This window comes from Bradyrhizobium sp. USDA 4341 (assembly GCF_054063755.1).
Genome location: NZ_JBSSGO010000001.1, coordinates 70,761 through 95,349 on the forward strand (window position 1 = coordinate 70,761; position 24,589 = coordinate 95,349).

A 24,589-nucleotide genomic window follows, 5' to 3' on the forward strand; every position below is an offset into this window, starting at 1 on the left:
ACACGCCTTCGGCCGAGCCTTCATCCGGGCGTTAACGACCCCTCATTTTCGCTTTTCCTGCCGAACCCACTTGGCTTTGACGTGCCCAGCACCCAGCGCCGGCGACGGGGTCTCTGTGGCTCTGCGGGCGCGGAGAAAGGGAAATGCGATCTGAGGATCCGTATAGCGCAGGATGGCCGAATAGCTTCCGGGCTCGTCCGGCGTGATCTGATCCACGGTCAGACACCATTCATGCATTTCGGCGACCAGCATTTCCGGATCGGCCACGCCGAAGAAGGAAATGTCGGCGGCAACTTCGTTGCCGGCCACCAGTCCGAGCTGATCGAACGCAGCCTGATCGATATGGAGGACGCCGGCAATTCGCCTGGGGCCAATGAACTTTGCCGCATCGAGGAAGATCTTGTGGTCCTCCCGCATGATGCGTTCGACGCCTTCCCGCACCTCCTTTGTGACGGCGGACGGTGGGATCAGCCAGGAGCGGCTGTCGCGCACCGCGCCGGCGACCTTGTGCTCGAGTGTCCAGTCTAGGACGTGCCCCGGAGGCAGCTCAATCCGGAGGCCGCCAAGACCGACCTTGAGCGTATAGGCGCGACTGACACAGGCATTACACGACAATTTGGGTAGAGCCTTTGTCCAGAATTCCGGTGCGGCCTCTTCCAGTGCCGCAGCCACCGCGGCCACAATTTGTTCCGGAGATTTGCGGGCATATCGGCCTTCGACCCGCCAGCGGCGATGCACCGGAACCCAGCGTCCCTTCATGCTCTTCAAAGCGGCTTTTGTGACCTCGTCGCCACGTCCGAAATAGATGTCGACGCCGTCGGAATCGGCGAAGCAGCGCACGGTGCCGAAATCGGCGATTGCCACGGTTTTCCCCCAAATCCACAAGGATTCGATTGTCAGAGTTTCGTCTGCACCGAAGGATTCGTCAATTTCGAGTTGCCCCGGTGGGGGAAGGGTGAGACGATAAATTGTTGACAGGGCCGCGAGCGGCGGCCTTCGGGTGTTTGTATCTGCAGAGTGTAGCAAGGGGAGTGTGAGATGACGTCGGCCGGCAATCGCAAGACCAAGATCGCGACCGTGATCGGGTCGGACAAGGGCGGCATCGGCAAGTCGTTGCTGGCTTCCCTTTTGGCAGATGCGTATGACCAGGGTCGGCGGCCGCTGAGCGTGGTCGAGATCGACCATCAGGGCAAGCTCCGCACCTCCATGGGGCAGCGGGTCAACCTTTCGCTGGGCGCCAGCGCCGATCTCGGCGAGATCGCGAAGGATCGCAAGTATGCCGAGCGCTTCTACAACCCCGTGTTCAACTGCTGGCGGAACGGCGACTCGTTGACCGACCTCGGTGCCAACGTCACCACCCAGCTCTTCAACTGGATGCAGCAGTGCCACATCGGCGAGCTTGCCGCCATGGACGGCATCCGCTTTCGCTTTGTTGCCGTCACTACCCCGGACGATCAGGCGCTGCGTAGCGCCTATAGCGCGCTCAGCAACGCAGTGCGACAGCTCGGGCCCGAAACCGAATACTATCTGGTGCTGAACGCCTTTTCGTCGAATCGTGGCTTCGATCTGCTGGAGCACCACCCGGTCTTCAAGGACCTGGGCAATATCAAGCAGCTGAAGTTCCTCTTCATTCCCAATTGCGACAGCGACCTGATGGAGTATGGCCGGGCGCGCGCACTTTCCCCGCTGGCCGTTTACAGGGAGCGCGAGCGCCTCATCGAGGAGATGGGACTTGGCCGGGTTGAAGCCCATACGGAGCAGAAGCGCTTCGTGTCATGGATGATGGAGGTCCAGGAGGCGCTGCGCCCGCTGTTCGCGGATTCCTCGGCCCAGGCCGCGCCGGCGCCCCAGGCTTCCGAAGTGCCGTCGGTCCGCAGCGAGCCCGCCAAGGTCCATGATTTTCCCCATGGCGATGTCGCGGAGCGCCGCGAAGAGGCCCCGAGGCGCAGCTACCCGCCCAACGGCGCCGTCGTGGAAGATCTGCTCGGTCGCCGTGAGGGTGAAGGTTTCGACCACCGGGCGGCCCGTCGCGTCCACGGCATCGATCGTGCAGGCTAAGCTGTTCCATGTCGCTCGCTGAAGATCTCTCGGAAGACCGGAACCACTACCCCTTCATCTCACCGGTGGAACAGCAGCATTTGCAAGCTGAGTTGCGCCTTGTAGGTCCGGCAATTGTGTCCGGCCTGCCGACTCCGAGTGTTGCCGATCAGATCGAAACCGGATTGCGCGGCCTCGTTCGTACCATTGCCCACGGAGGCATCTCATCAACTCCCAATACCGTTCATCCAATCAGTGCGGCCGTCGAGAAGGCTCGCGTTTCCCCTCATCACCCCGCTGAGCGTTCGGAAGCCGATCGCTTCGCGCCCCGGCGCGTCAAGCCGGTCCGGCCGGGCGATGAGGCAAATGACGACATTCCGAGGTTCTTGCGCACTCAGGTGTCCGAGAGCAGGCCCGACGTGCAGCAGCGCTCTCCGGAGCGCGCGTCCCGGCATCATCCTGATCTGCCGCGGTCGCTGGATCCCGTTAGCATGACGCTACCGGTGTCGGCGCCGCCGACCTTTCGTAAGTCGGTCCGCGTTCCGGCCGTTGGCTCGACGGTGTCGTTGCTTCTTGCCTATTCGGTGTTCTTCCTGATCCCGTTGACGTCCTGGGTCTCCGACATGGTTGACCCCAGGATCGCGGCTGCGGCGCCGGCCATCTACTTTATGGGCTGGCTCACGATCCATGGCTGGCGAAGAGATCAGATTGCCCAGCTGCGCATCCTGGCCGCTTGGCAGGGCTTCCAGATGGCATCCGCGCTCTATGCGATGCGGCCCGGATCGGGAGCGCTGCATGGCGGGATATTCTGGAGCGCCTCGGTAACGGCAGCCTGTGCCTCCCTGTTCGTGGTTGCCGTCCTGGCAATCGTGGAGGCGGGCGAATTCCGCGCTGTCAGGAACGCGCAGAAGTCGTTGCCTCAGGCGGTGCCGCCTGGGGTGCGGCGGCCCCAAGCGAGGTAAGAACCCAGGTCATCTGGGCGGCTTCCTGCTTTGCCTTTCCAGCGCTCATCGGCTCCCGCTCGAGCCGCAGCTTCGGCTTGATCTTCTTGCGCCGCTTATGGCCGTTCGGGGCGAAGACAGGCAGCAGCTTCATCGCCTCCTGTCGCTTGCGCGGTTTTCCAAGCGCAGTGCGGACGATCTCTTCGGCCTCGGTGAAGTCTAGACCGCGCATCTTGATGTAACGAAGCAATCCGTCCAGCGCATCCTTGAGCTTCGTCAGGTCTTCGGATTCAGCGTTGCCTAGCACGAGGCTGCCGCCGGCGTCGACCTCATCGAGCGTCTGCCGGAGCATCAGCAATCGCTGCGGCAATTGCTCCTTGGCGATGCCGATGCGGACACAATGCGGTGCCGGCTGCCCGGTCGGTTCAATCTCCAGTTCACGGACGGCTTGGACGAGACGGTGAATCTCAGGGCGCATTTGGAGGCTCCGGCATCGCGGTATGCTCTCGATCCTGTCATAGTGACCGGCACGCCGGAAGCGCGTGGACTGATGGAGTCGGGGATGAATATTCGTTACGTGGTGGGAAATCTCCTGGAGGCGCGGGAAGACGTCATCGTCCACGGCGTGAATGCAATTGGTCGCTTCGGAGCCGGGGTGGCGGGCGCGATGGCGACGATCTGGCCGGGCGCCAAGGACTCATATTTGGCTGCCCATGCATCGGGCCGCGTGAAACTTGGCCGGGTGATCTGGGCGGATGTCGGCGATCGGGTGATCGGGCATGCGGTGACCCAGCCGACGATCGGCCGGACTGGCCTTCACGTCTCCAGGGAAGCGCTGGTCGCTTGCATGGGAGAGGTTGGATCGGCGTCTGAACAAGGAATTCCCGGCACCAGGCTAACGTCTGGCTTCCAAAGCGTTGCCATGCCGAGGATTGGCGCAGGGTTGGGGGGCGGAGACTGGCGGCAGCTTGAGGGCGCTATCGAGGAGACATTTGAGGGCATTTGCCCGCACCTGGATGTCGCGATTTATGTGCTTGCGCCGCAGGATGTTCCATCGTGGCGGGCGGTTTCGGACGCCCGCACGTTTCGGCGCGGTTAGCAGCTGCGGCTGGCGCGGAGGAAGAAGGTCATCTCGGTCCGGTCCTGATGATCAATGCGATCGACCTCTCCAACCGGCGAGAAAAATACCGAGTACTTGTCCAGAATGTCGTGAAGCATGTCGCGCGGTGAGAACCCTTCGGCTACCGCGTTTGCGACGTAACGACTGATTTCGGTCTTGATCGCGGAGACCTCTTCAGCGATCTGGCCGGCCCATCCGAGAACGATGACGTCCGTGATGACTTTTACGACGCGGACATCCGCAACCTTTGTTGTCATTGAAATTACCCCTGTTACGTAGTCTTTTTTGTCGCCTAACGTGTTGCCCTTTGGGGGCCCCGGTGGCGCTTATTTTTCACTCCGCTCCTGCAAGTCGCAAGAGAGCCAAATGTGTTCATGAAATGGCATACGAGCACCGGGGTCTGCAACTAATTTGTCACGACTTGTCTGGGCATTTCCTGCGGTTTCTCCCGCAATCTTTCGATATTTTCGGGCGATCTACGAAACGCAAAATGTAAATCCGTAGCACTACGGCTCAGGCCAGTTTGCCCATTGGCGTCCCACGTGTGACGAATTGAAACACGACGGACTTTACTGTCTCAGGTTAAGCCGACGTTTGCCTAAACAAGGAGTCCTTGTTCGATTCCGGTCGAGGGCAGCCTGCAATTTCCTCCGGATTTCCAGTTAACCTTGTCGCCACTTTTCCGGCCACGGACAACGGGCTCACGCGTGTTCTTCGAGCAAGTCGGACAGGAAGGCGTGGGTCATGCCTTGTGCGTCGCCCTTCTCCATCTGCCTCTCGAACTCTTCAGGTCCGACTACATCGACCCTCTTCGCCGGATCACCTCGGTCAACCCATTGCGACGCGCGGGCGGACGCCACGTCGGCTCGCTCCAGGTCGGCGGCCGTCGCCGGCGCGAGTGGCGGCGGCTGGTGAGTGAGCGCCTCCGCGGCGCCGGTTGCGGCTTCGTCCAGGGCGGCATCCACGGCGTCCACGCCCGGGTCCCCGTCGAAGTCGAGCGCCTCCAGGAAATGCAGGGCGGTCTCGTTGTTCTGCATCTTGCGCGCCATATCGTAGGCGACGTTGTCGACGGTGACGCCGTGCGCGACCTCCTTCATGCGGGACGGCGCCGGCGATTGGGCGGCTTCCCGGCGGGCTTCCGGCGAACCGAGTGACTCGAGCGCCGAGGCGAGGCTTGCGGTCTCGTTCTGCTCGTAGTCGTCGTCCGGCGGCGGTGGCGCGTCGTCGAATTCGTCAGCAAAGCCTTCCGGCGGTGCCGTCGGCACCCTGGCGCGGAGCGCGTCGAGCGCGGGCGGCAGCCCGGTGCGGCCGAAATCGGCGCGGCGGGCCCCTTCCGCAAAGGGAGAGGCTGGCTGCGCGGGTCGGGCAGGACGCGCTGCGGCCGGGGGCGGCGCCATCGAGGTGGGATCGACCAGGCCCGGCACCTGGGACGGCGCGCGGGCGCGGCCGGAGCGGACCAGGCCGTCGTTGGCCAGGCCCTCCATGGCTCGGACGTCGCGGGCGAACTTGTCGCCCTGCTTCTGCATCGCCTGGCCGATCGCAGCGATCGAGGCCGCGGCCGCGGTGATCAGGTCGGTCGAGCTGGCCTTCTTGCCGTCTCCGTAGGCTGCCCGCAGGAAGGCTACGGCGCCGGCCGAGATCTCGTTGCGCAGCGTCGTCGGATCTCTCTTCTCGGCTGCCAGTTTGGCAATCGCCGCCCGCTCCTCTTTGGCGCGCTGTTCGATGATCTTGGCGAAGCGCGGATCGTCGAGGCGTTCGGCGACGTCGACGAGGACCCCGGTTTTCTTGACTTCCTCCTTGGTTGGCTTGGAGAACGCCAGGAAGTGGTTGGCGCGCAGCTCGAGCTCCTTGAGGCTCTTGCCGTATTCGAACTCAGGCCCGGCGTGGAAGGTCTTGATCTTGAACACGCTGTCGCGCCAGGTGACATAGGCCTCGCCGACGCCGAGCGCGCGCAGGTTGCGCACCGTGATGCGCTCCTGCTTCTCGAAGCGCGCCTCCATGTTGTCGAGATAGGGCGTGGCGAACTCGCCGGACTTGGCGGCATAGCCCGCCACTTGCGCGAAATGGCCGACACCGGCGGACTCGACCGCGAGCTTGGCGGTCATCTCCGTCTCTTCCACGCGCATGAACATCTTCGTCGTCGTGTTCGCAATCATCGACTTCGCTTCCTTGTCGTCGTTGCGAAGCATTGCCGGGATGTCTTGGGTGGCGAACACGAGTGAGAAGCCGAGCGAGCGGGCTTGCGCGCTCATGACTGCGAGGCCGGATACTGTGTAGTATCCAACCTCGTCGAGAATCACTACAAAAGGTGTAGGCGAAGAATATGGCCTAGCATCAACAACTATATCCCAAGTATTCTCGATTGTCGACCCCAAAGTGCCGCCCATCATTCCTTTAAGCATGGCGACAATAATCTTGCCGAGATTTGCGACTTCGTCGGAAGACTTTTCGAGCGCGGGCAGCATGACTACGAGGATGCGTCGTCCGAGCACGACGTCGTTCATGTCGACTTCGCCGTGAGGCGTCAGAAAGATGTGTCCGTAAACGTCGGCTAGACTTCCCAATATTCTGGTAAACTGCATTTGCAGGTAGCCATGCTGGTCGAGCGTGGTTTGTGCCTGCTTGGTCCCCTTGTCCTTCTGGAAGCCCGGCAGCGAGGTCAGGTACGCGTCGATCGAGGTGCGGATCGGGGCCGGCATGTGCGGCTCCTTCTCGCGGTCGGCAAGTTCGATGATCCTGTTGAGGTTGAGGCAGTCGCGGATGAGTCCGATGTTCAAATCGGCCAGTCCGGCATCGCGCTTCCAGACCAACGCGCGCATGACACCGGTGAAGAGTGCAACCGCGCGACCCTTCCACATCGCGCCGTCGCCGCCGGCGTCGTCCATCAGCGACACCACCATCTGGGTCAGCGAGTCCGATGATCCGGAGGTAAACGGGTTCAGCGTGTTCGACAGGATCTTGCCGCCAGCAACCCCGACGTCAGCGTTTGATGTCATCAGGTTGACGACGAGAATGTCGTCCTCACGGCCGAACCGGCGGGCCAGCGCGTAGATCTTGGCGAAAGTTGAGACGTCGCCTTTGCCGTCGCAAAACAGGAAGCCTGATCCCCACGACAACGCGTTGGCACAGAACCCGAGCAACGCTTCGGTCTTGCCGGCGCCGGTCGTTCCGACCACCAGGAAGTGCTGTCGGCAATCGTCGTTGGTCAGCCAGACCTGCTTGCCGGTGTCGCGGTTGGGCGCTCCAGCCGCCATTGTCGTTCCGAGAAGGAAGATGCCGCTGGCTTTGGTCGGCCGTTTATCCTTGGGACTCAGTTCATGAGGGTCGAGCACGCCCGACTGGATAGGAAGCTTGATCGGCGCCGTTTCCTTCTGGCTCAGTCCCCAAAATCCGAGTGCAACGGCCGTGATCAGTGCAAATATGCCGAATGCTGGAAACATGAAGGCGACCACCGCGTGGCCGATCAGGGTCACCACCATGGTATGCACGGAGCGAAGCGAGTCGATCGCCCTGACGAGGGGCGGACGCACATCGCGCATCAACGCGTGGGGCGATAGCTCCTGCGACGGGTCAAGATCCCTGATCGGATCGGTGCTCATGCGGCGTCACCTAATTCGTTGGTTGAACACCGCGATCCTAGCCTCGGCCGATTCATTTACCAAGGATTAGAATACAGTTTCCAATACCTCGTTATTTTTTCAGCAAGCATCCTGACGAATGCGTGTTGCCGGATGTTATGACGATGAGTCCGCGGGGGCGCGGGCTCACAGTCGTTGTGACAATGGGGGTAAGGGTATGTACGAAGCGGGTTCTTCAAAGGGTACGAGTGGCTTTCGCTTTCAGGGGCGGCGCAGAGGGCCAAAGCTTACGGATCAGGAGCGGGCCGCCGACGCCACGCGTAGCCGCGTTTTGATCGACGAGTTCATCGCCCGGAAAGGCGTAACGATCTGCAAGCCCGGCTTTGCGGTGGGTTCGCGACCGAGCCAGTATGAAGGCTTCTGACGGTTCGTAGAACTTGCACCGGCGGACATCCTTGCCGGTGCAAGTTCTGTTGGCGTATTTGGGCGGCCGGCCTGCTGCGCCGGAGCAGCGTCAGGGTTGAGCTGAGGCCACGATCGTACGGAGCGTTCCGAGATCCGGCGAACCGCGGATGATACGGGTTTCCCCGTCGCGGCCGCGATAGATTAGTGTTGGCGTGACAAACGGCCGATTGGTCTCGACGTAGAGCTCAGGGCCGATTTTGCGTTTGAACAGGATGGCCTGGCGGGTTGCGGCCTTGATGTCCGTCGATTTTGCAGGTCTGCCCGCGAACACCTCTTCCAGGGTTTCTGCTCCCGCGTCCCGGGCAAACAGTGCAGCCGCGGGAGCGTCGGAAGGGACCGCGCCAGGTCCAGATTGACCGGCGGCGCGGACGAGTGGCGGCACGGGCATCCAGTCATACTTGGCTTTGGTGAGCATTGGCCGAATTCGGCGATAGAGCTCGGGAGATCTCGGGCAGCTGAATTCGAAGACGATCCGGATACGACAGTCGCCTGAGCCTTCGACGATCCCGTGGAGCTGATCGATGTCGGCGATCAAGTAGGGGGAGGCGGGCAATCCCGGCGCGGCGGAGCCTGGAAGGAATAGGTCGGATCGCTCCGCGGACGAGGACGGCAGATAAAGTTCGCCGCCGGGCGCGGCAAATGCGCGAGCTGTAGGAAAGGCTGCTGCGACAGTCAGGAAAGAACGTCGGGTAAACTGCTTCATCTGTCTTGCACTCGCCTTTCAACGTCCTGACAGTACGAGCCTCACCGCGGCACCGGAAGAATGCAAAAGTCAGTTTCCACCATCGTAGCGGCTCTCCTGGCATTGGCCTGCGCCGGGAATGGCGTTGCTCAGAGCGAGCCGGCAGCAGTCGTATCGCCAGCGCAATCGGAGGCAAATCTGCGCCCCGACAATATCCCGGCCGACGGTTCGACGGACGATGGGGCGTCGGTCGAACGGCAGGCCAACTTTGGGCGGGTGCCCTGGGTTCTCGTGATAGAGGCTGTTCGAACTGCCAAGGGCGATTTGGTGCCCTGGGATGGCGATGGAGACTGGGCGCGACTGTGGCGGGTCCCCGGGGAAACGGCCGGCACCCGCTATGTCCCGGTGGATGGTGACGCGGAGGATCGTTTGCATGTGCGCAGCCCAGAGAAGGCGAAGGACTCGCTTCCAGGTGGGCTGGGCTTTCTCGCCGGCAAGTACCGCGCCCCGGCCATAGCACTGGTTGTCCGAGAGCCCTCTGCGGTTGCAGTGATCCCCTGGCGAGGGAGTTTTGGAGTGTGGTCGCGGACGGAACTGCCGTCCAACGCTCCTGCGGACGATGCCAAGACCGAAGCCCTGAAACTGATTTCTCGCGCGTTCCCAGCCGGCGAGCGGAAGGATGAACTCGTCGCGGCGCCGAAACTTCAGGCCAAGGTTCTCGCGTTTCGGCAGACGGGCGGGGAGATGCAGTACCAGGTCGTCATTCGCGGCCGGATTGCGCAACAGCAGCTGCTCAGGTTGATTGAAAAGGCGGGTGGTTTGTCCGCGGTGGAGATCGTGACAACCGCCGATGGCTACGACTTGGTACTGAACGATCCATCTGGGAGCCAGGAGCCGGTCGAACGGCGCCTCACCCGTGCCGGCCTGCCAACAGAGCCCGGCGGACGGTCGACCCAGGATGCGCAGACAGCTGCAGATTGAATCTACATGCGCAGAGCGGGACGCTGCGGGATCTCGATGCCGCCATCGGTCAGGTGGGACTTGACCTTCACCATGACCTCTTCGTCGGCGAAGCCATCCAGAAAATCGAGGCCCTCATCCAGGGGCCAAACATAATAGCGGTCGCCGGCAAGCCCGGTCTGTCGCACGAGCTGACCTGCCCGCGTCAGATGCCACCTCTCCATGTCGTTGTCCTGGATCGACTCGCAAACCGGGAAGGCTCCCTTGAGGATGCCCTCGACGTCGACGCGATTGAGGCGCTCGATATCCTCGGCGAGCTTGGGGGCAGCAAGGTCAAGGCGGAAGCATGTCGTGCTCTCCAAGTTCAGTTAAGGACGGGAAATACACGGAACGTATTGAGAATGCAAGGATTCGACTACATCCCGGTCAGGGCGCCGGAGAAGTTGCTCTATCGGGCTTTGCCTCGAGCGTGCATATTGATCGGGGATCCTCGTCGAGCAGGACGTACATCGTGTCCTGGCCGTGCTCGTGCGGATCGCCGAGCTTGGAGGTCAGAACGCGACATCCTTTGAAATCGCCGTCATAGGCGTATCGGCCGATGGCCTTGCACTGCTCGCGGCGCTGACCGACGACGAAGTCCCGCTCGTAAATGCTCATCGGCTTGTCCGACACGAAGTCGATGCTTCCGAGCGCGCTGGCCATGCTGAAGACGCCGGTGCCGACGGCACTGTTGACGTAATGGGTTGGAACCCGGAAGCGGATCCTGGCTCCCTTCCAGAGCGGCGCGCCGGCGGCATCGACCACGGGATAGTTGCCCTGGTTGACCGGAGTGCGAACGCCGCTCGAAAGTCCTTCCGGGAAACGCCAGACGTCCAGCGTTTCGATCTCAGGAATGTCGCCGACGGCTGCAAACAATCCCGTAACGTGGAACTTGCCGTTGTCCTCGGCCCACAGCAAAACGGGCTTCTTCAGGGCTGGAGAGGGGTCGATCGTGACGAACCTGGACATCCGATTGCGGCTCCGCATGGAAAGGGCGGGAGGAAATGCTTCCGGCCCGCCCTTTGGTATTTATCAGATCCTTGGGGAGATCGTCTGTTCCTGATCGAGCTCGCGGTCGACCCCGATGTCAGCGAATTCGGGCTTGAGCTCGATCAGGCGCTCCCAGGCCTCGTTGATGTCGGCGTGGGAGGTGATGAACTCCAGCCCGAAGCTCTCCGCCTTCGGCTTGATCCCGATATCGCCCGCCAGCGAGCTGCTCTCGGCGACCGAGAGCGCAAAACGCCAGCGCCCGTCCTTGATGTCCGGCTTGAACTGGACAACGCCTGCCAGCGACTGGGCGTAGATGCCGTCGCTGCCGACGGACCACGCCGGATGCTCGGCTGAGTAGGTGATCAGGGCGGCCTGATAGATGTTGTGCTGTTTGGCCAGTTCGGCGCCGAAGCCCGGAGCCGCTTCCTTGAAGCCGAAGCTCTGGGCGGTCGCCTGGACGAAGGCGTCGATCGACTGGCCGGCTGCGAACGCATCCCTCACGCGGTCATAGCCGCCCGGCAGGTCGCTCTGGACGGCGCTGAACGAGACGCCGTATCCCGCCGTCATCCGGCGGTTGATTGCATCCAGATAGGCCTTGAGTTCGTGATTGATGGTGCGCGGTGCATTCGTATCGGTCATGGCGACAGGCCTCCGTCCGTGTCGGAGTGAAGCATGATGGGTGCTCCTGCAAGCGGCAATGCTGTCCCCAGAGAAAATTTCGGCGGAGGTGGAGCGAATTCCTGTCGCCGGGAAAGGTTAACGGCCCAATCCTTTCGGACCGGGCCGTCTGGGAACCTTGCCACGCTCTTCCGTGTCGCCACGGCCCGCATGTCAGGCAACGGAATGCTGACTGAAGTCGGAATAGCGTGCAAGGACTCGTCGTCAGGAATTCGGTGGTTGTTCACACTGTTGCGACTTGTCGAGGCTGCGGCGACACTCGGTGTCGGCATGAACCAGAAGCTCGTCACCATCCCGTACTGCTACCGTATTGGCTTCGTCCCCAAGGGGAAACGCAAGCCGATCGAGTATGACGTTTCGACGTCAATGACCGTCGCTCTGGCGGACTACGATGAGGCTGATGCGCCTCGAATCGTTGCACTATGGCGCCCTAGACCGGACGAGTACGACGGGCAGGTGGTCGAGATCAGGCATGATTGTCGGCGCTTTCTTGTTCCGGTCTTTCCGCACAGCAAGCTGGATACGGGCGGGCCATTGGAAGGCAATGAACGGCGCCTCAGCGGAGAGCAACTCGTTTCATCGATTGCGGATCCGGCGGTGTCGACGCGGTTCTTCCGCTATGCGATTGTGGCTCCTGATGTACCGCGCGGCGACAAGGTTAAGGTCATTCCTGAAGCTGAGCTCACCATGGCTCTGGGGCTCGGTCAGATCAAATGGGACAACAAGGCGGCCATGGAATCCGGGCTGGCCGCACTCACCGACAGGTTTGTCCTGATTGGCGGTCGTCCATTCCATCAGGTGTGCGAGCCCTTGATCAAGATCGATAGTTATCGTCCGCTGCGGATCGATGATGTTTATCGGTATGACCAGCGACAAGTGTCTGTGCTTCTCGATTGGTCCGAGGGAGAGCCGTTTCATTTTGAGGGCGGCACGTATCTGTTCCGTCTGACAAATGCCGACAGGGCCGCGATGCGGGTTCACGAGATGAAGCGGGATTCGGCTCGTGTGGTGAACGCGAACATCGATCTCGAGGTCCGGGATCCTACCGTATTCGGTTTCGATGACATCAATCCGGCCGTGGGCGGAGAATTGGTGGCGGCCGGGCGGCAGTATCTGAACCACGGACATTACCGGCCCTCGACGGATCCGCGGCGGGAGGAATTGCACAAACTCCTCGTCGTTGAGGATCAGTATTCAACATCCTTCGGCACGAAATATCGCTCGGCCCATTGGGATGACCCAGGATTGCCGCGTGCGGCCGAAGTGCTCCGGGCTCTGCTGGACGATGGGCTTGTGGATGAAGCCTGCCGCGAAAGGGTTGCAACTGCCGTCCAGGCCTATGAAGGCCTGGGGGGCACTCATTCGCTGAGCGCTCTCGACGAAGAGCTGCTGGGGGCCATCTCGCTATGATCTCGATGTTCGGTCTGTGAAGGATGTCCTCTTGTCTTCAATCGCTGTCGGAGTTTTTCGATGATTATCGACGTCAAGTTCCGGTGGACGCTTGCGTTTACCCTCAAGGGAAAGCGCAAGCCTGAGGATGCGAGAATCTCGGACGTCGCTCCTGTCGAGGTGCGAAGTATTTCCGGAGATGAAGCGCCAGCAGCGTTTCGCTATCAGGGCGTTGAACGATCTGATTGGGAGGGCCAGACAATCGATGTTCGCTCCTTCGAAGGTCGTCTCTGGCAGCCAAAGGCAGTCGTTGACTATGACGGTCGCAAGACGGTTGCTGCGCTGACGCTGGAGGAGTTTCAGGCGAAGCTTCTAGCCGACGACAGGGCAGTAGGTACTCCGTTCCAGCTTCACGATGCCTATTCAGATTACCGTACTTCGACGACATTGGATCACATTGGATCGTGTAAACTGGAAGCAGATTATGAGGAAAAACGGTCAGCCGTCGTGCAACAGCTGCAGCGGCTGGCGTTGGATCTCCTTATCGTGGACGGGGTAGTCCATGAGCCGGCTTGCGAGCCCGTCTATGTGATCAAGGCTTGGGGGCACGGTGACGAATACGGAGATATCGAGATTGAGTTCGCGTCTGACATCGACGCCGAGACGGCCCCGAACCGAGTGTTCCGGTCCGATCGGCCCGAAGAGGTTGCGGCGGAAGCGGTGGCGATGGGATTCGAGACGCCCGTCACCGAGATCAAGCCGGAGTACCGGATCGAAGTTCTGATTCCTGAATTGGTGACCTTTCAGTACGACATGGCGTCGCGCTTGCGTAAACAGGCGCAGCGCATCTGTGATGGCATGGTCAGCGATCTGAAGGACGCGGATTTGTCGTTTGCAGCCACCTACATTCAACTGCGGGACGCTCTGTTCGCTAACGATCTCGACAAAGTCGCCGGGATCGTGACGAACGACCTTATTCCGGTGCTGGAGCCAAAGTCGCAGCTAATTGGCTTCCGGACCTGGAATGAGGAATCTGCACGTGAGCTTCGAGAAGAGTGGTTGAGGTTTGGAGGGGACGTGACCCTGCCCTCCGATCATGAACTTGTCGGCCTGGCTGGTTGAAGGAGACTACGAATGACAAAGACACGCATCATCGACGTACCGATCAGCTACGTCTACAAGCTTGTACCGCCGAAAAAGCGCAATGCCCTCGAATACAACATCATCGAGAACGTACCGGTTGAAATTCCTGACCTGACGCCGGCTGAAGCTCCGGTCGCCATGCGCTTCAAGCCGCTGAGCTCGCAATGGTCCGGGGATAAGCCAATGGATCACCACTGGTTCGACGAACGGCTCTATGCTCCGTTTGGACGCGCTGCTTCCGGACAATCGTCCTTGACCCTTGACGTCGACGGACTGCTGAAGCTGATGGCCGATCGCAACAGCGACGGCTATTACGTGCCGTTCGAGGTCCCCCGCAAGCTCTGGGACAAGCAGCTGCCCTATATGGATATCAAGGATCTTCCGCCTGGCCGGGAAGAGGACAACGGAGCGATCGAGCGTGCCGAGAAGGTCGCAAAGGTCCAGCGACGGGCAGCCGAAATGATCTTTGTCGACGGCCGGGTCTACCTGACTTGCGAGGAGCCGGTTTATCATTTCGGGTATAGCAGCAGATGGGGAAGCCACAAGGTTAAGGAAGACGAGTCGCTCTGTTACCTGCAAACAACGCGGCCATCGGAAGTCAAGGTGCACGAAGGGCCTGATTGGTATTATCGGGTCGATCGTCTGAATGAGGCGCTTGCTCGGATCCGGGACATTGACGAGCGGAACGGTCACAAGACCCCGGACGACCTCAGTCAAATCGCCTGGAACCAGGTTCAGGTGCTGTTGCCGGAAGCTGTGCGATGGCATTTTGATCCGCGTCCTCGCGTGGACTATACGCTCGACTCAACGTTCGACGAGATGAAGCGGCATCTTCCGGAGGCCAAGTTGCCGTTTATGCAGACGTTTGTCGCATTCCGGACGCTGCGGGGTGAGGAGCCGCGCGATTATGACAAGGTTGCTTCGTTCTTCGAGAACGAACTAATCCCCGCCATGGAAGCGGAAAAACTGGATCCCGACAGGGTTCGCAGGACGGTCTCCGAGTGGGTAACGCGCGAGGATCCATCGGCTATGCCGACCAATGACCTGGCCGCCATGGTCAAGGCCTGACCCTCTCGAGGCGCAACGGAACATCGGGGATCACCTCGCGGTTTTTGTTGACGAAACAGTCGTGACATCCGAAGGATTAGATTAACGGTGGGGCCGTTCTCGGGCCCCACTTTGTTTTCGGATCCAACGGAGCGCCGGTTTCATGCACCTTTTTGACTACGTTCATGCCTTCGGTGCTTACCTTCTGCCTTTCCTGATCTTGATCCTGATCCTGGTCGTTACCCATGAGATGGGCCATTTCCTGGCGGCTCGGTCCCTCGGGATCTCTGTTGCAGAATTTGCGTTCGGATTTGGTCCTCTTCTGCTCGGCCGGGTGGACTGCAAGGGCTGCATGTGGAGCGTTCGGCTGGTGCCGCTTGGCGGGTTTGTGAGGTTCGTGGGCGACGAAAATGCGGCGAGCGCCAATGTTTCAATTCCGGAAGATCTTGATCCCGCCCAGCGAGCAGGTTTGTACCAGCTTCGGTCGGCCGGCCAACGTGCGTTCGTCTTGATCGCCGGCCCGGCGGCGAATCTGATCACGGGTGTCCTGGTGCTCACTGGCCTCTATTGCTTCTACGGACGACAGTATAGCCCGCCGGTGCTGGCGCAGGTCACGGTCGGCAGTCCCGCTATGGCGGCCGGCTTCAAGGTGGGAGATAGGGTGCTTTCGATCGACGGGTCCTCTGTCGATCGTTTCGAACAGATTCAGCGAATCGTCGCCGCTCAGCCCGGGCACCGGCTGAGCTTCAAGATCGAGCGGGATGGCAAGACCAGTACGATCGACGTCGTACCGGAAAAGACCAAGCTGTCGACGAACATCGGCGTCGAGCTTGAAGTTGGCCGGATCGGGATCGTCAGCAAGCCGCCGGAACCCGAAAAAGTCTCGCCGCTCTCCGCCCTTCGGCTCGGCGTCTCCGATATCTGGTTCTTTACCCAAGCCACCGTGACATCAATTGGCGAGATGGCGATGGGCGTGAGGCCGCTCGATCAGGCCGGTGGTCCGATCAAGATCGTGCAGCTCTCCGGAGATTCGGCCAAACACGGCCTGCCTTCCTTCGTGATCCTGATCGCGGTGCTTTCGGTCAGCCTTGCGGTATTCAACCTGTTGCCCGTGCCGATCCTTGACGGTGGGCAGATCGTGATCTGCGCGATCGAGGGGCTGCTTCGCAGAAAGCCGTCCGAGAAAATCATGGACGTCTCCTTCAAGGCCGGATTTGCGATGGTGCTCGGATTGCTCGCGTTCGTGTCCTACAATGATATTGCTTCGCTCTATCGACAGGCGACCAGGCCTTCAGCACCGCTATCTGACGCTGCTGCGACGTCTCAGAGCAAGGCATCCGAATAGCATCATTTTCGGTACAGGGGGCACCAAAATGGCCGACGACGTGGACATGGCTCAGGGACATGCCGAGCGTTATCTGGAATCTGCGATCCGCGGTATTTCCAAGACGCTTACGGGGGATCCTGGAGCTCCGGTTGCGACAGAATGCGAGGAATGCGGCTCCGATATTGCGGAGGCCAGGTTGAAGGCGTTGCCTGCGACGCGGCACTGTTTTGATTGCGCTTCGGCGATGGAGCGGGGTCGGAAGCTACGCAGATGAGCGAATTTATTGACGAGTTTGCTGAGGTCCTACGCTCGTCCGATGGTGCCGAACGGCAGCAGCTGCTGGCTTGCCTTCCACTTGCCAGGCGCGTCGCACTGAGCCCGCGACTGACTTCCGCTGTCTATGACGCATTGAACGATACACCCTCGACCATCGAGCGAAATATGGATCTGATCGTGCCCCCGCACGACAAGGTGCTGTGGGTCGAGATGGACGGCTATGCCCGTCGACCGCTCCTGGAACGGACCGAGGGGACGATCGGCGGTGGTGATCGGGTCGGTTACCTGATCATGAGACATGAGGCCGATTCGAATGTCCTGGTTTGCGCGATCGCACGCAAGACGCCGGACCGCGTCGGCGGAGCCTGTTACCTGATGCCGGCACTTTGCGCGATCAGCCTCCCTGAACTGGCGGAGTTCTCGGCGACCAGCCGGCGCTATCTTGATCGCGAGCGGCAGCGCTCGCAGCGACGGATGGTCATGATGGTGCGGTCCTATATCCCGCCGGGGGTTGAGGAGGAAATCCGGGATCTTGGAAAGGCGTCCAAGCAATTTGACAGTGAGAAGTCACTGCTCTCGGCTCGCGGAGAGTCTGCTCCAGAAGGCGCATTCATGATTGCGACGCTCCTTGCTCTGTCGGCCGTCAACGTCTCGATCGGTGACGCAGACGGTGTCGCCGAAATGACCGAACTCGTTCCGCCGGCTCGCTACCGGCTGGCGGCTGCTTTTGGATGGCGGAGACCTGACAGTGGATTTTTGAGAGCTGGGCGCTCGCTTCGATTGACCGGGCGGAAGCAGACCGACCAAGAGGTGGTCAGGCAGGAACCGAAATCCGCCGCGGCGTAATCTCGATCCCGACTGCGTCGATGTCCGGCAGTTCCAAGAAGCGTTGGACAGACAGCCCCCGCAATCCCTTGCCAAGGTAGGGATCGAAGGCGCGGAGCGCCCGCTCGATGGCGCCTTCCTCGCGCCATTTATAGCCGCACATGCGCTCGACGTCGTCGTTCCAGTTGGAAACGAGTCCGATCAGGTACTGACGGATGCCTTCGAAATTGAGCGGCACTCTCGTGTCTCTCACGGCCTGGCGAAACCAGTCCCATGCGTCCCTGGCATCTGCCGGCGGTTCGCCATTGCGCCGTCCCCTGTGCTGTTTGACTTTCATTTCCCGGTCACCCTCGCTGATGGGGAGGAGCTCGATTGTCGACAGGCGCTTGAATGATCCATCCTGATTGATCAGGCGGAAAGACATGATGTGATGGCCTTGCTTGCGGCAACTCTCTGAATAGCCGCCAACACAATGAGCGAGCCCGTGGGAGCCATCTTCGTTGAGGGTTGACGTTCCTCCAAGTCCGCGGCCCTCGTCGGCAAGCTCCCGTGGATCGGTTAGAGGTATAATGCTCACTCCATTCGGTGCCAGCACTGCATTGCACAGTGGCGCCCAACCATCCTCGGCGACTTGCTTGAATGCAGGCCGTACCGGTTCGCCAGCTGCAATCTGCTGGATGTGTTCAAGTTGGGTGGCGAAATGCCGTGACGTTTCGAAGATCGCCGCGGCATTCTTCCCGCCGAACAACAAGCGCGCTGCCGCGTGGCGCGCGGCGGCTCGCTGGGGCTCGCCCAGGTAGGGTTTGGTTTCGCCTCCGAGGGTTGCGGCCGCAGGCATGACCACAAGCCGCGCGAAGGTTTCGATCATGTGCTCGAGTTCGACGACCGCGTTCTGCAGTGCGCCGAATGATTCATCGGGAACGACAGGGTTGCGCATCCATTCTCGACGCTGCTCCTCGTCGAGGTTCTCCGGCGGGCGGGTGTCGGTATGAGCCTTTGCAAGACGTTTCCTGAAATCGGTCCATTTGCCACCGCAGCCGGCGACGAGATCCGGAAATGGCATGCCGGAGACGGAAGGCAACGTGCGTCCGAGCCCACGTGCGCTCGACAAGAAGGCGTTCCATTCTTCCGGGTTCTTTGGAAACCAGTCCGGAGGCAGCGATCCGAGCTTTTCGGCCAGCCATTCGGGCGTGATGCCGTTGGGGACCGGCCAATCCAGGCTCTGGATACGACGCAGGACGCCTTTCGAAAACACCGGCCTTCCGTCACGCAGTCCGAAGCCGTCGATTAGCGCTTCAGCCAGCGGCTTGGCGCCGTCGATCGCGAGCTTGGTCCTGAGATTGCGCGCCATGGCGACGGCCAGCATCGGATAGGCTGACGCTGCCTGAAGCCGCTGGATCCGGCGTTGCTCCCGGTCAGCGCCGCCCTCTCCGGGTGCGTAGAATGCAAAATCCGATCGTGAGAACCCGGCCGTCGCCCGCAGGGCCTTCAGCGCTTCGCCATCGATCGCTGCCACGACGGGTGACATGGCCTTCATAAAGCTGCGCCGGATTTCACTCAGGGTTTCATCATCGGCTTGGCGTCCATCGTCCGACTGGGCACGCATGCACAGGTCCACGATGGTGCTGGCCTCGTCCCGGCGGAAGAAGCCGAAATAGGAGAGCCCTTCGGACAATTTCTTGTCGGCCCATTCGCTCTTTGCCGCGGGGCCCTTGCGTATTCGCTCGAACGCCTCGGCGAGATCCTCGTCGAGCACGACTGCCCTTTCTGACAGCGGACCGTAGACGGTCGGGACCCCCAGATTGCTGACCGTGATATAGGCGCCGGTGACCTCGGTGCCTGTGCGCCCGAGTACGAGGACGCCGGCGACAATGCCGAGTTCAGGATGAACGAAGCTGCCGATCTTGATGTTGTTCATGCCGCGAATCCTGGAGCGACCGGCTGTTCCGGCTTGGAATTATCGATCATCCATTGCCGATGTTGACCCGAACAGAACAGGCGCACGCCCTTGTGACGGAGGGCGTCGATGGCCCGCCGGGCGGTTGCGATGTCGATGTCGACTTTGATCGACGCGCCGTTCTTCTTCGCTTCTCCCATTCTCGCAATCGTAGCGATGATCGGATCCTCGTGGAGGCTTCCGTAGCGGCGTGAATGGGCAGGCGGAAACTCAATCTGAAGATTGTTCACTTTTTGCGGGCTTCGACGCAGCGAGACGCCGCCTTTTGCTAGATCTTTGGATGAGCGCAGTTCCGCATTCTGCTTCTGAATCAGGTCAATCGCGAGATCTGTCGTCTCAATTTCGATTGGGAGAATGTCGAGCGAACGCCAGTGCCGCGACAACATGATGCCGCGCTGCTTGGCTCCGTCCTCCGTCTGGAATGTGACGAGTGTTCCCATGCCCGGACGTTCAACTGCCAACTTCATTCCGCGGAACAGGTTGCCCGTCAAAATGCGACCAGCTTCGACCTTCGAGACCATCTTGTCGTCAAACTCGCGCATGATGGCTTCGTAGTCTTCACCCTCGAGGCCACTTCCTGCCTTGAAGGCACTATCCTCAAGGAGGGTCTTGAACTTCATCACTCGCGGGTGCACGTCGCCTGGGCAGACGAACTCGACCGCGTGCATCGCAGCGGCGTGCTCGAAGCCCGGTCCGGCGTGTTTGACCGAAGTGACAATTCCCAGCAAGGGCTTTTCGGATTCCTCCGGAGAGCTGAACGAAATCGAGCAGCCCGGCCTGATCTCTCGCAACATTCCCTCGAGCAGCTGCATGCGCCTGTTCTGTTCGACCAGGATGCGATTGTTCATCGCAAGCCCCTCGCGAACACTCGGAATCCGCTCCTCGAGATAGTTCTCGAGCAGCTTCTCACGGTTTTCGCGAAGATAGTCCGCAAGGGCTTCGCCGTGCGCGGCGGAGGCGTTTGTCAATCCCGACTGAACCGCATCTATCACATCTTCCTTCCGCATCGGGTTGACCTTGCGAACGATGGCGACCTCCACATTCTTCAGGGGCGCGTGGAAGACGGAATCGACCGTCTCCGCGTCGCCGCCGTTGAATACGGATTCCGAACGGATAACGACCGTACCCTCTACTTCCTTCGTCTTGAGCGGGGTCTCTCCGCGCGCCTCAAGCTCTTCCATCGTTGCAGCATATTCGGCCGACAGCTCGCTGATGATCTGTTCCTGCATGGAGACCGGCAGCATAATCAGGCGAGCCAGAAATTCGTTGGCCGACCTGTGGTTGTCGAGATTGAGAGGCATTTCCAGCGCCTCGACATCCTTCGCCGTGCGCCTGCTCTCCTCGACCTCGACATTCCTGCGCTCGCGCTGCTGGTTGCGATCCATGTCGAAACCGAGGCGTCGCATCAACTCGGGCCGGGCCTCGGCGTACCTGCTGCAAACGCGATCGCCGACCGAGTTGATGAGATCCGGAATATCGCGGATCAGCGCGGCGTTCTCGCGGTTGGATGAGACGTTAGCCGACATCCGCCGGAGCTGTGCGTTTCGCATCGCGTGCTGACGCACCTCGATCGGTAGACCGGACAGGATGCCTTCGATACGGGGGCCGACCACCTGATCGTAACGATTGACCCGTCCGTAAGCCTGAATCTGCCGCAAAATGTCGGCGAGCGGCTGCAGTTCGATCATGACGCGACGGCGCTTGTCGGCGAACCGTGAGCCGGCGTGAAGATCGATGCCGGTGCAACCTGCATTGTTGATTACCAAGGCATCGATCTCGCCGGAGTTGAAAGCGTTCTTGATCCGGGTCTTGTCGATGCGCTGGCGGCGCATGACGCGGCCATTCCGCAGCTCGAGCGCGCGGCCGGTAATCTCGTCGCATACGAAACCGGCCGCGTTGATACGGTCCTTGACGGCGTCGATTGCCGAAGCTGGCAAGGATGGTAACCGATCGATCATCGAGCGTATGCGGTCCGTTGGACCCTTGAGCCCGGGGTAGAGCACAGTCAGATCGATGGTCCGGATCTTGTTGTCGGTGTTTTTGTGCACACCCGTGGTGATCTTCGTAAGTGCCCGGTGGACCAGCCCTTTGAATTCCGGGACGGACGTTCCATCAAGATCGTCTTCCTTCTCAGCGAGCTCTTCGAGGAAGGTCTGAATGGTGTTTTCGACCAGGATCAGAGGTTTCTCGTTGTTGCGCAGGGCCGTCAGCGCTCGTTCAGCCGCCATGTCGATTTTGATGGAGGCGACAAAGAGGCGGGTAAGGCTGTACAACGGGCTGCCAAATCGAGGGCGCGACAGCGCCTCCTTCTCCATCAGTTCGTGGAAAGGCCTGGCTTCCCCATTGCCGGCTTGCTCGCGTTGGATCCGGTCGGCAGTCTGGCGATGAGCTTCGGCCGTCTTTCGTTCGACCTCCAGGTCGAGTGCTGCCATTTCAGCCAAAATCGGTGCGAACTGATCCATGAAGGCGCGATTGCGGTCGAAACGCGCGCTGTCGGACACCGAGGTGAACTCCATTTGCGACAGGTCATGCTCGCGACGGATCATCACGCCGTCGCTGACGAGCATGGTTGACAGCACTTCCTGCATTGTCTCACCACCCTTCGCGAGGATCGACACCAGCGTGTCGGACTTCATCAGGTCGGGGAGAAGCGGACTATAGAACCCCATGGTTTTGGCGTCCTTGGCAAAGGTCGCCGACGAGTAGATGACATTGCCCGGGCGCGCTTGTTCGATGACCTTGGTGAGGGTCTTGGAGATATTGGAGTCTCCCGATGCCCCATTGTGGACCTCATCAAGGACGAGAATGGTCTCGTCGTCGACCATTTCGAGGAGCCAGGCGGCCTTGTCTCCCTGGCGCCGTTTCCAGGTCGCGTGGTCTCCCTCGCTCCGCTCAGTCGGGGGGCTCTTGATTTGACTGTACGTCATGAAGACGGCGTTGGCGTCCTCCGGCCAGGATAGATCGCGCAAGCACTTATTGACGGAAACGTTCCGTGCAGACTTGTGCACCACGGTCCCATCACGCTCGTCGATGATGTTCACGCCGTTGTTGAGAATGAATGGCGTGACGATAGCATCAGCTCGGATGTGCATGATGTCGCGCCAGATGTCCGAGAAATTGATGGGGCGTTCGGTCATGAATATGACCTTCCGCTTGCGGATGGCCGCGCGCTTGATGTGTGCCGCATTGAAGCGGCCCTTGCCGAGACCGGTCTGGTCGGCATTCAAGAACGCCCGCCCCCGCGTTTCAGCATGCAGCGACAGTGCCAGGGCGTCGACCTGTTCGGGCGAAAAAGAGTCCTTGAGCGAATCGATGTCGTAACCGAATTGGTTGCAGACCCAATCGTCGATATTGCCGTGCAGTCGGACGACGCGGTGGAGTGCTTCGCGGCTGGCGCCCTCGAGCGGGCGCGGCACCATCGTGGTCGGCGTGCCGATTTTCGACGCGGAAACGTAGGGGGCCTGGAACGCATTCTGTTCCAGCTCCGGATCGGCGTCACTCAAGGTTGCATCGTGGGCGCCCGAGAAGAAGGTCTCGAGCTTCATGCGGTTAGCGACGACTTCGGCGGTCCATGTCCACAGCGAGGCGAAGTTGTTCACCTCCTTCAATCGCATTGCGGATTCCGGCGGCTCTTCAAGTTTCTCGGGCCGGCGGCGTCCGACCGCCAAGATTCGCATCGGGGGCGCTTCGACCTCTCCGCAATGGAGCAGGCCCGAGACATCCACCGTGCCTTCGATTGCGAAATTGCACCCGATCCAGACCTGGAAGCGGGCGAGTTCGAGCTCCTCCTCGGGAGTAGCCGGACCGTCGAGAACCAGGACCGCCCGCCCCTCATCGACTCGCTGAGAGAGCATGGTCGCGACTTCGGCCAGGTCTCCACGGGTGAGCTGCGGACCGGCAGAGAGCGTGATGGGCTTGTCAAGAAGCCTCCGGGGATAACGACCCAGCACGAGATCGGAGTCTCGGTAGTCGGCGGCCTTCAGAGCCACCAGGCCTTCGGCCTGACCAAGCTGTGCTGCCTTGATCCCGAATGACGACAGGCTGACCTGGAGCTGAGCCGACAATGCCGGATCGTCCTCGCGAAGCCTGACCTCCATCCCGCGGGGCAGGTGCGACATCAACTGCCCGGCGCCCCCGTGGGGAACGGTCAACGTGCGCCCGAGGAGGTCCTCTTCGGTACCCAAAATGCGTTGGGCGACGATGCCGATTGGGAGAGCCAGTCGATCGGACGACGGGACCCCACTGCGGTCGAAGGTCGTCAGGAAGGGAAGGCTTTCGTGTAGCGTGCACGCCTGATTGAAGACGTCGCGCATGGACCCTTTCGAACGGCGCGCCAGGAAGCGCGCGGCCGCCGCTTCGATAGCGGCACGGACTTTGGTCAGACGTGCGTCGTCCCGCGACAATGCGGTGTCCGCTTCACCGAAATAGATTGCGGCTTTCTTGAGGAAAGCGTCATCGCGGATGCGCTCGCCACGGATCAGATCCTCGATCAGTCCGTCGGCACACATTGACAGGGTTGCATCGTCCGGGGCGCGTAGAAAAAGTCCCGGGGAGGCAGGCATGACGTCGGATTCGAGCGTCAACCTGAGGGATGCGTCATCGCGCATGAAGCGGCCATCGGGACCATCCCAGATCATCTTGCCGAGCCGGTTGCGGCCGACTGGCTTGGATTTCTTGAGCATTTCCTCTGCTGCGGAGAGCTTGACCTCTTTCTTGGCCGCGACGCCCTGGGTCAGGTCGACGAGAACATCGGAACGCGAGACATTGGTCACCCGGCCTTCTGGGAATTCGCGCAAATAAGCCGACGCGGACACCAGGTTGCCCCAGCGGAGCCAGAGAGGTCCATTCGCGGTCTGATGGCGCGTAAATCCGAGCTGTCTTGCCTGCCGATCGTAACGATCGACAAGGTTCTCGCCTTCCTTCAGGGGCAAAGCAGGTGTCGCGTTGGCATCTCGGCGGAGGACCTGGACTTCCCGATAGGACGCTGTCCCGTTGGCACCGGGATTCCCAAGCTTGGCCAGCACGAGTTGAAGTCCGTAAGGCGACAGGTCGGGCCAGAGGAGTTCGTCACTTTTATTGGTCATCATCACGCCATTTCACGGGAAATCCTTCCGACCATCGCCGGAGCACCCGCA

General features: G+C 60.8%; 20 protein-coding genes. 10 read left to right on the plus strand and 10 right to left on the minus strand.

The annotated features are described in order from the left end of the window. Nucleotides 1-42: 42 nt before the first annotated feature. Complete coding sequence (locus ACVIGB_RS00350; RefSeq protein ID WP_456717636.1) at nt 43-864, minus strand: hypothetical protein; 822 nt, start codon at nt 862-864, stop codon at nt 43-45. Nucleotides 865-1,038: 174 nt separating this feature from the next. Between ACVIGB_RS00350 and ACVIGB_RS00355 the strand changes: the two genes are divergently transcribed. Both ACVIGB_RS00355 and ACVIGB_RS00360 read left to right on the plus strand, forming a co-directional pair. Beyond that, nucleotides 1,039-2,058, plus strand: coding sequence for a hypothetical protein (locus ACVIGB_RS00355; protein ID WP_456717635.1), 1,020 nt, complete (start codon nt 1,039-1,041; stop codon nt 2,056-2,058). Nucleotides 2,059-2,528: 470 nt separating this feature from the next. Next, nucleotides 2,529-2,999, plus strand: a complete 471-nt coding sequence (locus tag ACVIGB_RS00360; protein ID WP_456717634.1) for a hypothetical protein — start codon at nt 2,529-2,531, stop codon at nt 2,997-2,999. Here ACVIGB_RS00360 and ACVIGB_RS00365 read toward each other — a convergent pair. Further along, nucleotides 2,932-3,456 carry a hypothetical protein gene (locus ACVIGB_RS00365; RefSeq protein WP_456717633.1) on the minus strand — a complete coding sequence of 175 codons (525 nt, stop codon included), beginning with the start codon at nt 3,454-3,456 and terminating at the stop codon, nt 2,932-2,934. The genes ACVIGB_RS00360 and ACVIGB_RS00365 overlap by 68 nt on opposite strands. 84 nt (nt 3,457-3,540) lie before the next feature. Here ACVIGB_RS00365 and ACVIGB_RS00370 point away from each other — a divergent pair, with 84 nt between their 5' ends. Then, on the plus strand, nt 3,541-4,077 hold the full coding sequence (locus ACVIGB_RS00370; protein WP_456717632.1) for a macro domain-containing protein: 537 nt from the start codon (nt 3,541-3,543) through the stop codon (nt 4,075-4,077). On the opposite strand, the gene ACVIGB_RS00375 is transcribed toward ACVIGB_RS00370, so the two are convergent. From ACVIGB_RS00375 to ACVIGB_RS00385, 3 genes are all read right to left on the minus strand, one after another. Further along, nucleotides 4,074-4,355, minus strand: a complete 282-nt coding sequence (locus ACVIGB_RS00375; protein WP_456717631.1) for a hypothetical protein — start codon at nt 4,353-4,355, stop codon at nt 4,074-4,076. The genes ACVIGB_RS00370 and ACVIGB_RS00375 overlap by 4 nt on opposite strands. A gap of 444 nt (nt 4,356-4,799) precedes the next feature. Then, nucleotides 4,800-7,697 carry a TraM recognition domain-containing protein gene (locus ACVIGB_RS00380; RefSeq protein ID WP_456717630.1) on the minus strand — a complete coding sequence of 966 codons (2,898 nt, stop codon included), beginning with the start codon at nt 7,695-7,697 and terminating at the stop codon, nt 4,800-4,802. Nucleotides 7,698-8,190: 493 nt separating this feature from the next. After that, on the minus strand, nt 8,191-8,844 hold the full coding sequence (locus ACVIGB_RS00385) for a hypothetical protein (protein WP_456717629.1): 654 nt from the start codon (nt 8,842-8,844) through the stop codon (nt 8,191-8,193). Nucleotides 8,845-8,904: 60 nt separating this feature from the next. Here ACVIGB_RS00385 and ACVIGB_RS00390 point away from each other — a divergent pair, with 60 nt between their 5' ends. Next, entirely contained in the window at nt 8,905-9,804 is a 900-nt protein-coding gene (locus ACVIGB_RS00390; protein ID WP_456717628.1) for a hypothetical protein, read from the plus strand. Between the two features lie 2 nt (nt 9,805-9,806). Here ACVIGB_RS00390 and ACVIGB_RS00395 read toward each other — a convergent pair whose 3' ends face one another. The 3 genes from ACVIGB_RS00395 to ACVIGB_RS00405 all read right to left on the minus strand — a co-directional run bounded on the left by ACVIGB_RS00395 (nt 9,807) and on the right by ACVIGB_RS00405 (nt 11,451). Next, a complete protein-coding gene (locus ACVIGB_RS00395; RefSeq protein ID WP_456717627.1) occupies nt 9,807-10,145 on the minus strand; it encodes a hypothetical protein in 339 nt (112 codons plus the stop codon). Nucleotides 10,146-10,209: 64 nt separating this feature from the next. Beyond that, entirely contained in the window at nt 10,210-10,791 is a 582-nt protein-coding gene (locus ACVIGB_RS00400) for a hypothetical protein (RefSeq protein ID WP_456717626.1), read from the minus strand. Between the two features lie 63 nt (nt 10,792-10,854). Beyond that, nucleotides 10,855-11,451 (minus strand): hypothetical protein, encoded by a 597-nt coding sequence (locus ACVIGB_RS00405; RefSeq protein WP_456717625.1) that lies wholly within the window; start codon nt 11,449-11,451, stop codon nt 10,855-10,857. Between the two features lie 258 nt (nt 11,452-11,709). Between ACVIGB_RS00405 and ACVIGB_RS00410 the strand changes: the two genes are divergently transcribed. The 6 genes from ACVIGB_RS00410 (at nt 11,710) to ACVIGB_RS00435 (ending at nt 17,518) form a co-directional block, all read left to right on the plus strand. Next, on the plus strand, nt 11,710-12,900 hold the full coding sequence (locus ACVIGB_RS00410) for a hypothetical protein (protein WP_456717624.1): 1,191 nt from the start codon (nt 11,710-11,712) through the stop codon (nt 12,898-12,900). 60 nt (nt 12,901-12,960) lie between these two features. Next, nucleotides 12,961-14,001: a hypothetical protein gene (locus ACVIGB_RS00415; protein ID WP_456717623.1), complete on the plus strand. Its 1,041-nt coding sequence runs from the start codon at nt 12,961-12,963 to the stop codon at nt 13,999-14,001. Between the two features lie 12 nt (nt 14,002-14,013). Then, nucleotides 14,014-15,090 carry a hypothetical protein gene (locus tag ACVIGB_RS00420; protein ID WP_456717622.1) on the plus strand — a complete coding sequence of 359 codons (1,077 nt, stop codon included), beginning with the start codon at nt 14,014-14,016 and terminating at the stop codon, nt 15,088-15,090. Between the two features lie 142 nt (nt 15,091-15,232). Further along, nucleotides 15,233-16,414, plus strand: coding sequence for an RIP metalloprotease RseP (gene rseP, locus ACVIGB_RS00425; RefSeq protein ID WP_456717621.1), 1,182 nt, complete (start codon nt 15,233-15,235; stop codon nt 16,412-16,414). 46 nt (nt 16,415-16,460) lie between these two features. Next, on the plus strand, nt 16,461-16,670 hold the full coding sequence (locus ACVIGB_RS00430; RefSeq protein ID WP_456749105.1) for a TraR/DksA C4-type zinc finger protein: 210 nt from the start codon (nt 16,461-16,463) through the stop codon (nt 16,668-16,670). Nucleotides 16,671-16,837: 167 nt separating this feature from the next. Next, nucleotides 16,838-17,518, plus strand: coding sequence for a hypothetical protein (locus ACVIGB_RS00435; RefSeq protein WP_456717619.1), 681 nt, complete (start codon nt 16,838-16,840; stop codon nt 17,516-17,518). On the opposite strand, the gene ACVIGB_RS00440 is transcribed toward ACVIGB_RS00435, so the two are convergent. Together ACVIGB_RS00440 and ACVIGB_RS00445 are read right to left on the minus strand one after the other, a co-directional pair. Beyond that, on the minus strand, nt 17,487-19,415 hold the full coding sequence (locus ACVIGB_RS00440) for a hypothetical protein (protein WP_456717618.1): 1,929 nt from the start codon (nt 19,413-19,415) through the stop codon (nt 17,487-17,489). The two genes, ACVIGB_RS00435 and ACVIGB_RS00440, sit on opposite strands and share 32 nt — an antisense overlap. Next, the gene (locus ACVIGB_RS00445) at nt 19,412-24,541 is read right to left on the minus strand and encodes a strawberry notch C-terminal domain-containing protein (RefSeq protein WP_456717617.1); all 5,130 of its coding nucleotides are present in this window, start codon (nt 24,539-24,541) and stop codon (nt 19,412-19,414) included. The genes ACVIGB_RS00440 and ACVIGB_RS00445 overlap by 4 nt, the downstream gene beginning before the upstream one ends. Nucleotides 24,542-24,589: the final 48 nt, after the last annotated feature.

What these genes read in the sequence shown, in the direction of transcription:
- ACVIGB_RS00435 (WP_456717619.1), top strand. Translation starts at nt 16,838, where the DNA reads ATGGATCTGATCGTGCCCCCGCACGACAAGGTGCTGTGGGTCGAGATG.
- ACVIGB_RS00420 (WP_456717622.1), top strand. Translation starts at nt 14,014, where the DNA reads ATGACAAAGACACGCATCATCGACGTACCGATCAGCTACGTCTACAAG.
- ACVIGB_RS00440 (WP_456717618.1), bottom strand. Translation starts at nt 19,415, where the DNA reads ATGAACAACATCAAGATCGGCAGCTTCGTTCATCCTGAACTCGGCATT.
- rseP (WP_456717621.1), top strand. Translation starts at nt 15,233, where the DNA reads ATGCACCTTTTTGACTACGTTCATGCCTTCGGTGCTTACCTTCTGCCT.
- ACVIGB_RS00365 (WP_456717633.1), bottom strand. Translation starts at nt 3,456, where the DNA reads ATGCGCCCTGAGATTCACCGTCTCGTCCAAGCCGTCCGTGAACTGGAG.
- ACVIGB_RS00445 (WP_456717617.1), bottom strand. Translation starts at nt 24,541, where the DNA reads ATGATGACCAATAAAAGTGACGAACTCCTCTGGCCCGACCTGTCGCCT.
- ACVIGB_RS00380 (WP_456717630.1), bottom strand. Translation starts at nt 7,697, where the DNA reads ATGAGCACCGATCCGATCAGGGATCTTGACCCGTCGCAGGAGCTATCG.
- ACVIGB_RS00385 (WP_456717629.1), bottom strand. Translation starts at nt 8,844, where the DNA reads ATGAAGCAGTTTACCCGACGTTCTTTCCTGACTGTCGCAGCAGCCTTT.
- ACVIGB_RS00415 (WP_456717623.1), top strand. Translation starts at nt 12,961, where the DNA reads ATGATTATCGACGTCAAGTTCCGGTGGACGCTTGCGTTTACCCTCAAG.
- ACVIGB_RS00360 (WP_456717634.1), top strand. Translation starts at nt 2,529, where the DNA reads ATGACGCTACCGGTGTCGGCGCCGCCGACCTTTCGTAAGTCGGTCCGC.
- ACVIGB_RS00430 (WP_456749105.1), top strand. Translation starts at nt 16,461, where the DNA reads ATGGCTCAGGGACATGCCGAGCGTTATCTGGAATCTGCGATCCGCGGT.
- ACVIGB_RS00400 (WP_456717626.1), bottom strand. Translation starts at nt 10,791, where the DNA reads ATGTCCAGGTTCGTCACGATCGACCCCTCTCCAGCCCTGAAGAAGCCC.
- ACVIGB_RS00375 (WP_456717631.1), bottom strand. Translation starts at nt 4,355, where the DNA reads ATGACAACAAAGGTTGCGGATGTCCGCGTCGTAAAAGTCATCACGGAC.
- ACVIGB_RS00390 (WP_456717628.1), top strand. Translation starts at nt 8,905, where the DNA reads ATGCAAAAGTCAGTTTCCACCATCGTAGCGGCTCTCCTGGCATTGGCC.
- ACVIGB_RS00370 (WP_456717632.1), top strand. Translation starts at nt 3,541, where the DNA reads ATGAATATTCGTTACGTGGTGGGAAATCTCCTGGAGGCGCGGGAAGAC.
- ACVIGB_RS00355 (WP_456717635.1), top strand. Translation starts at nt 1,039, where the DNA reads ATGACGTCGGCCGGCAATCGCAAGACCAAGATCGCGACCGTGATCGGG.
- ACVIGB_RS00405 (WP_456717625.1), bottom strand. Translation starts at nt 11,451, where the DNA reads ATGACCGATACGAATGCACCGCGCACCATCAATCACGAACTCAAGGCC.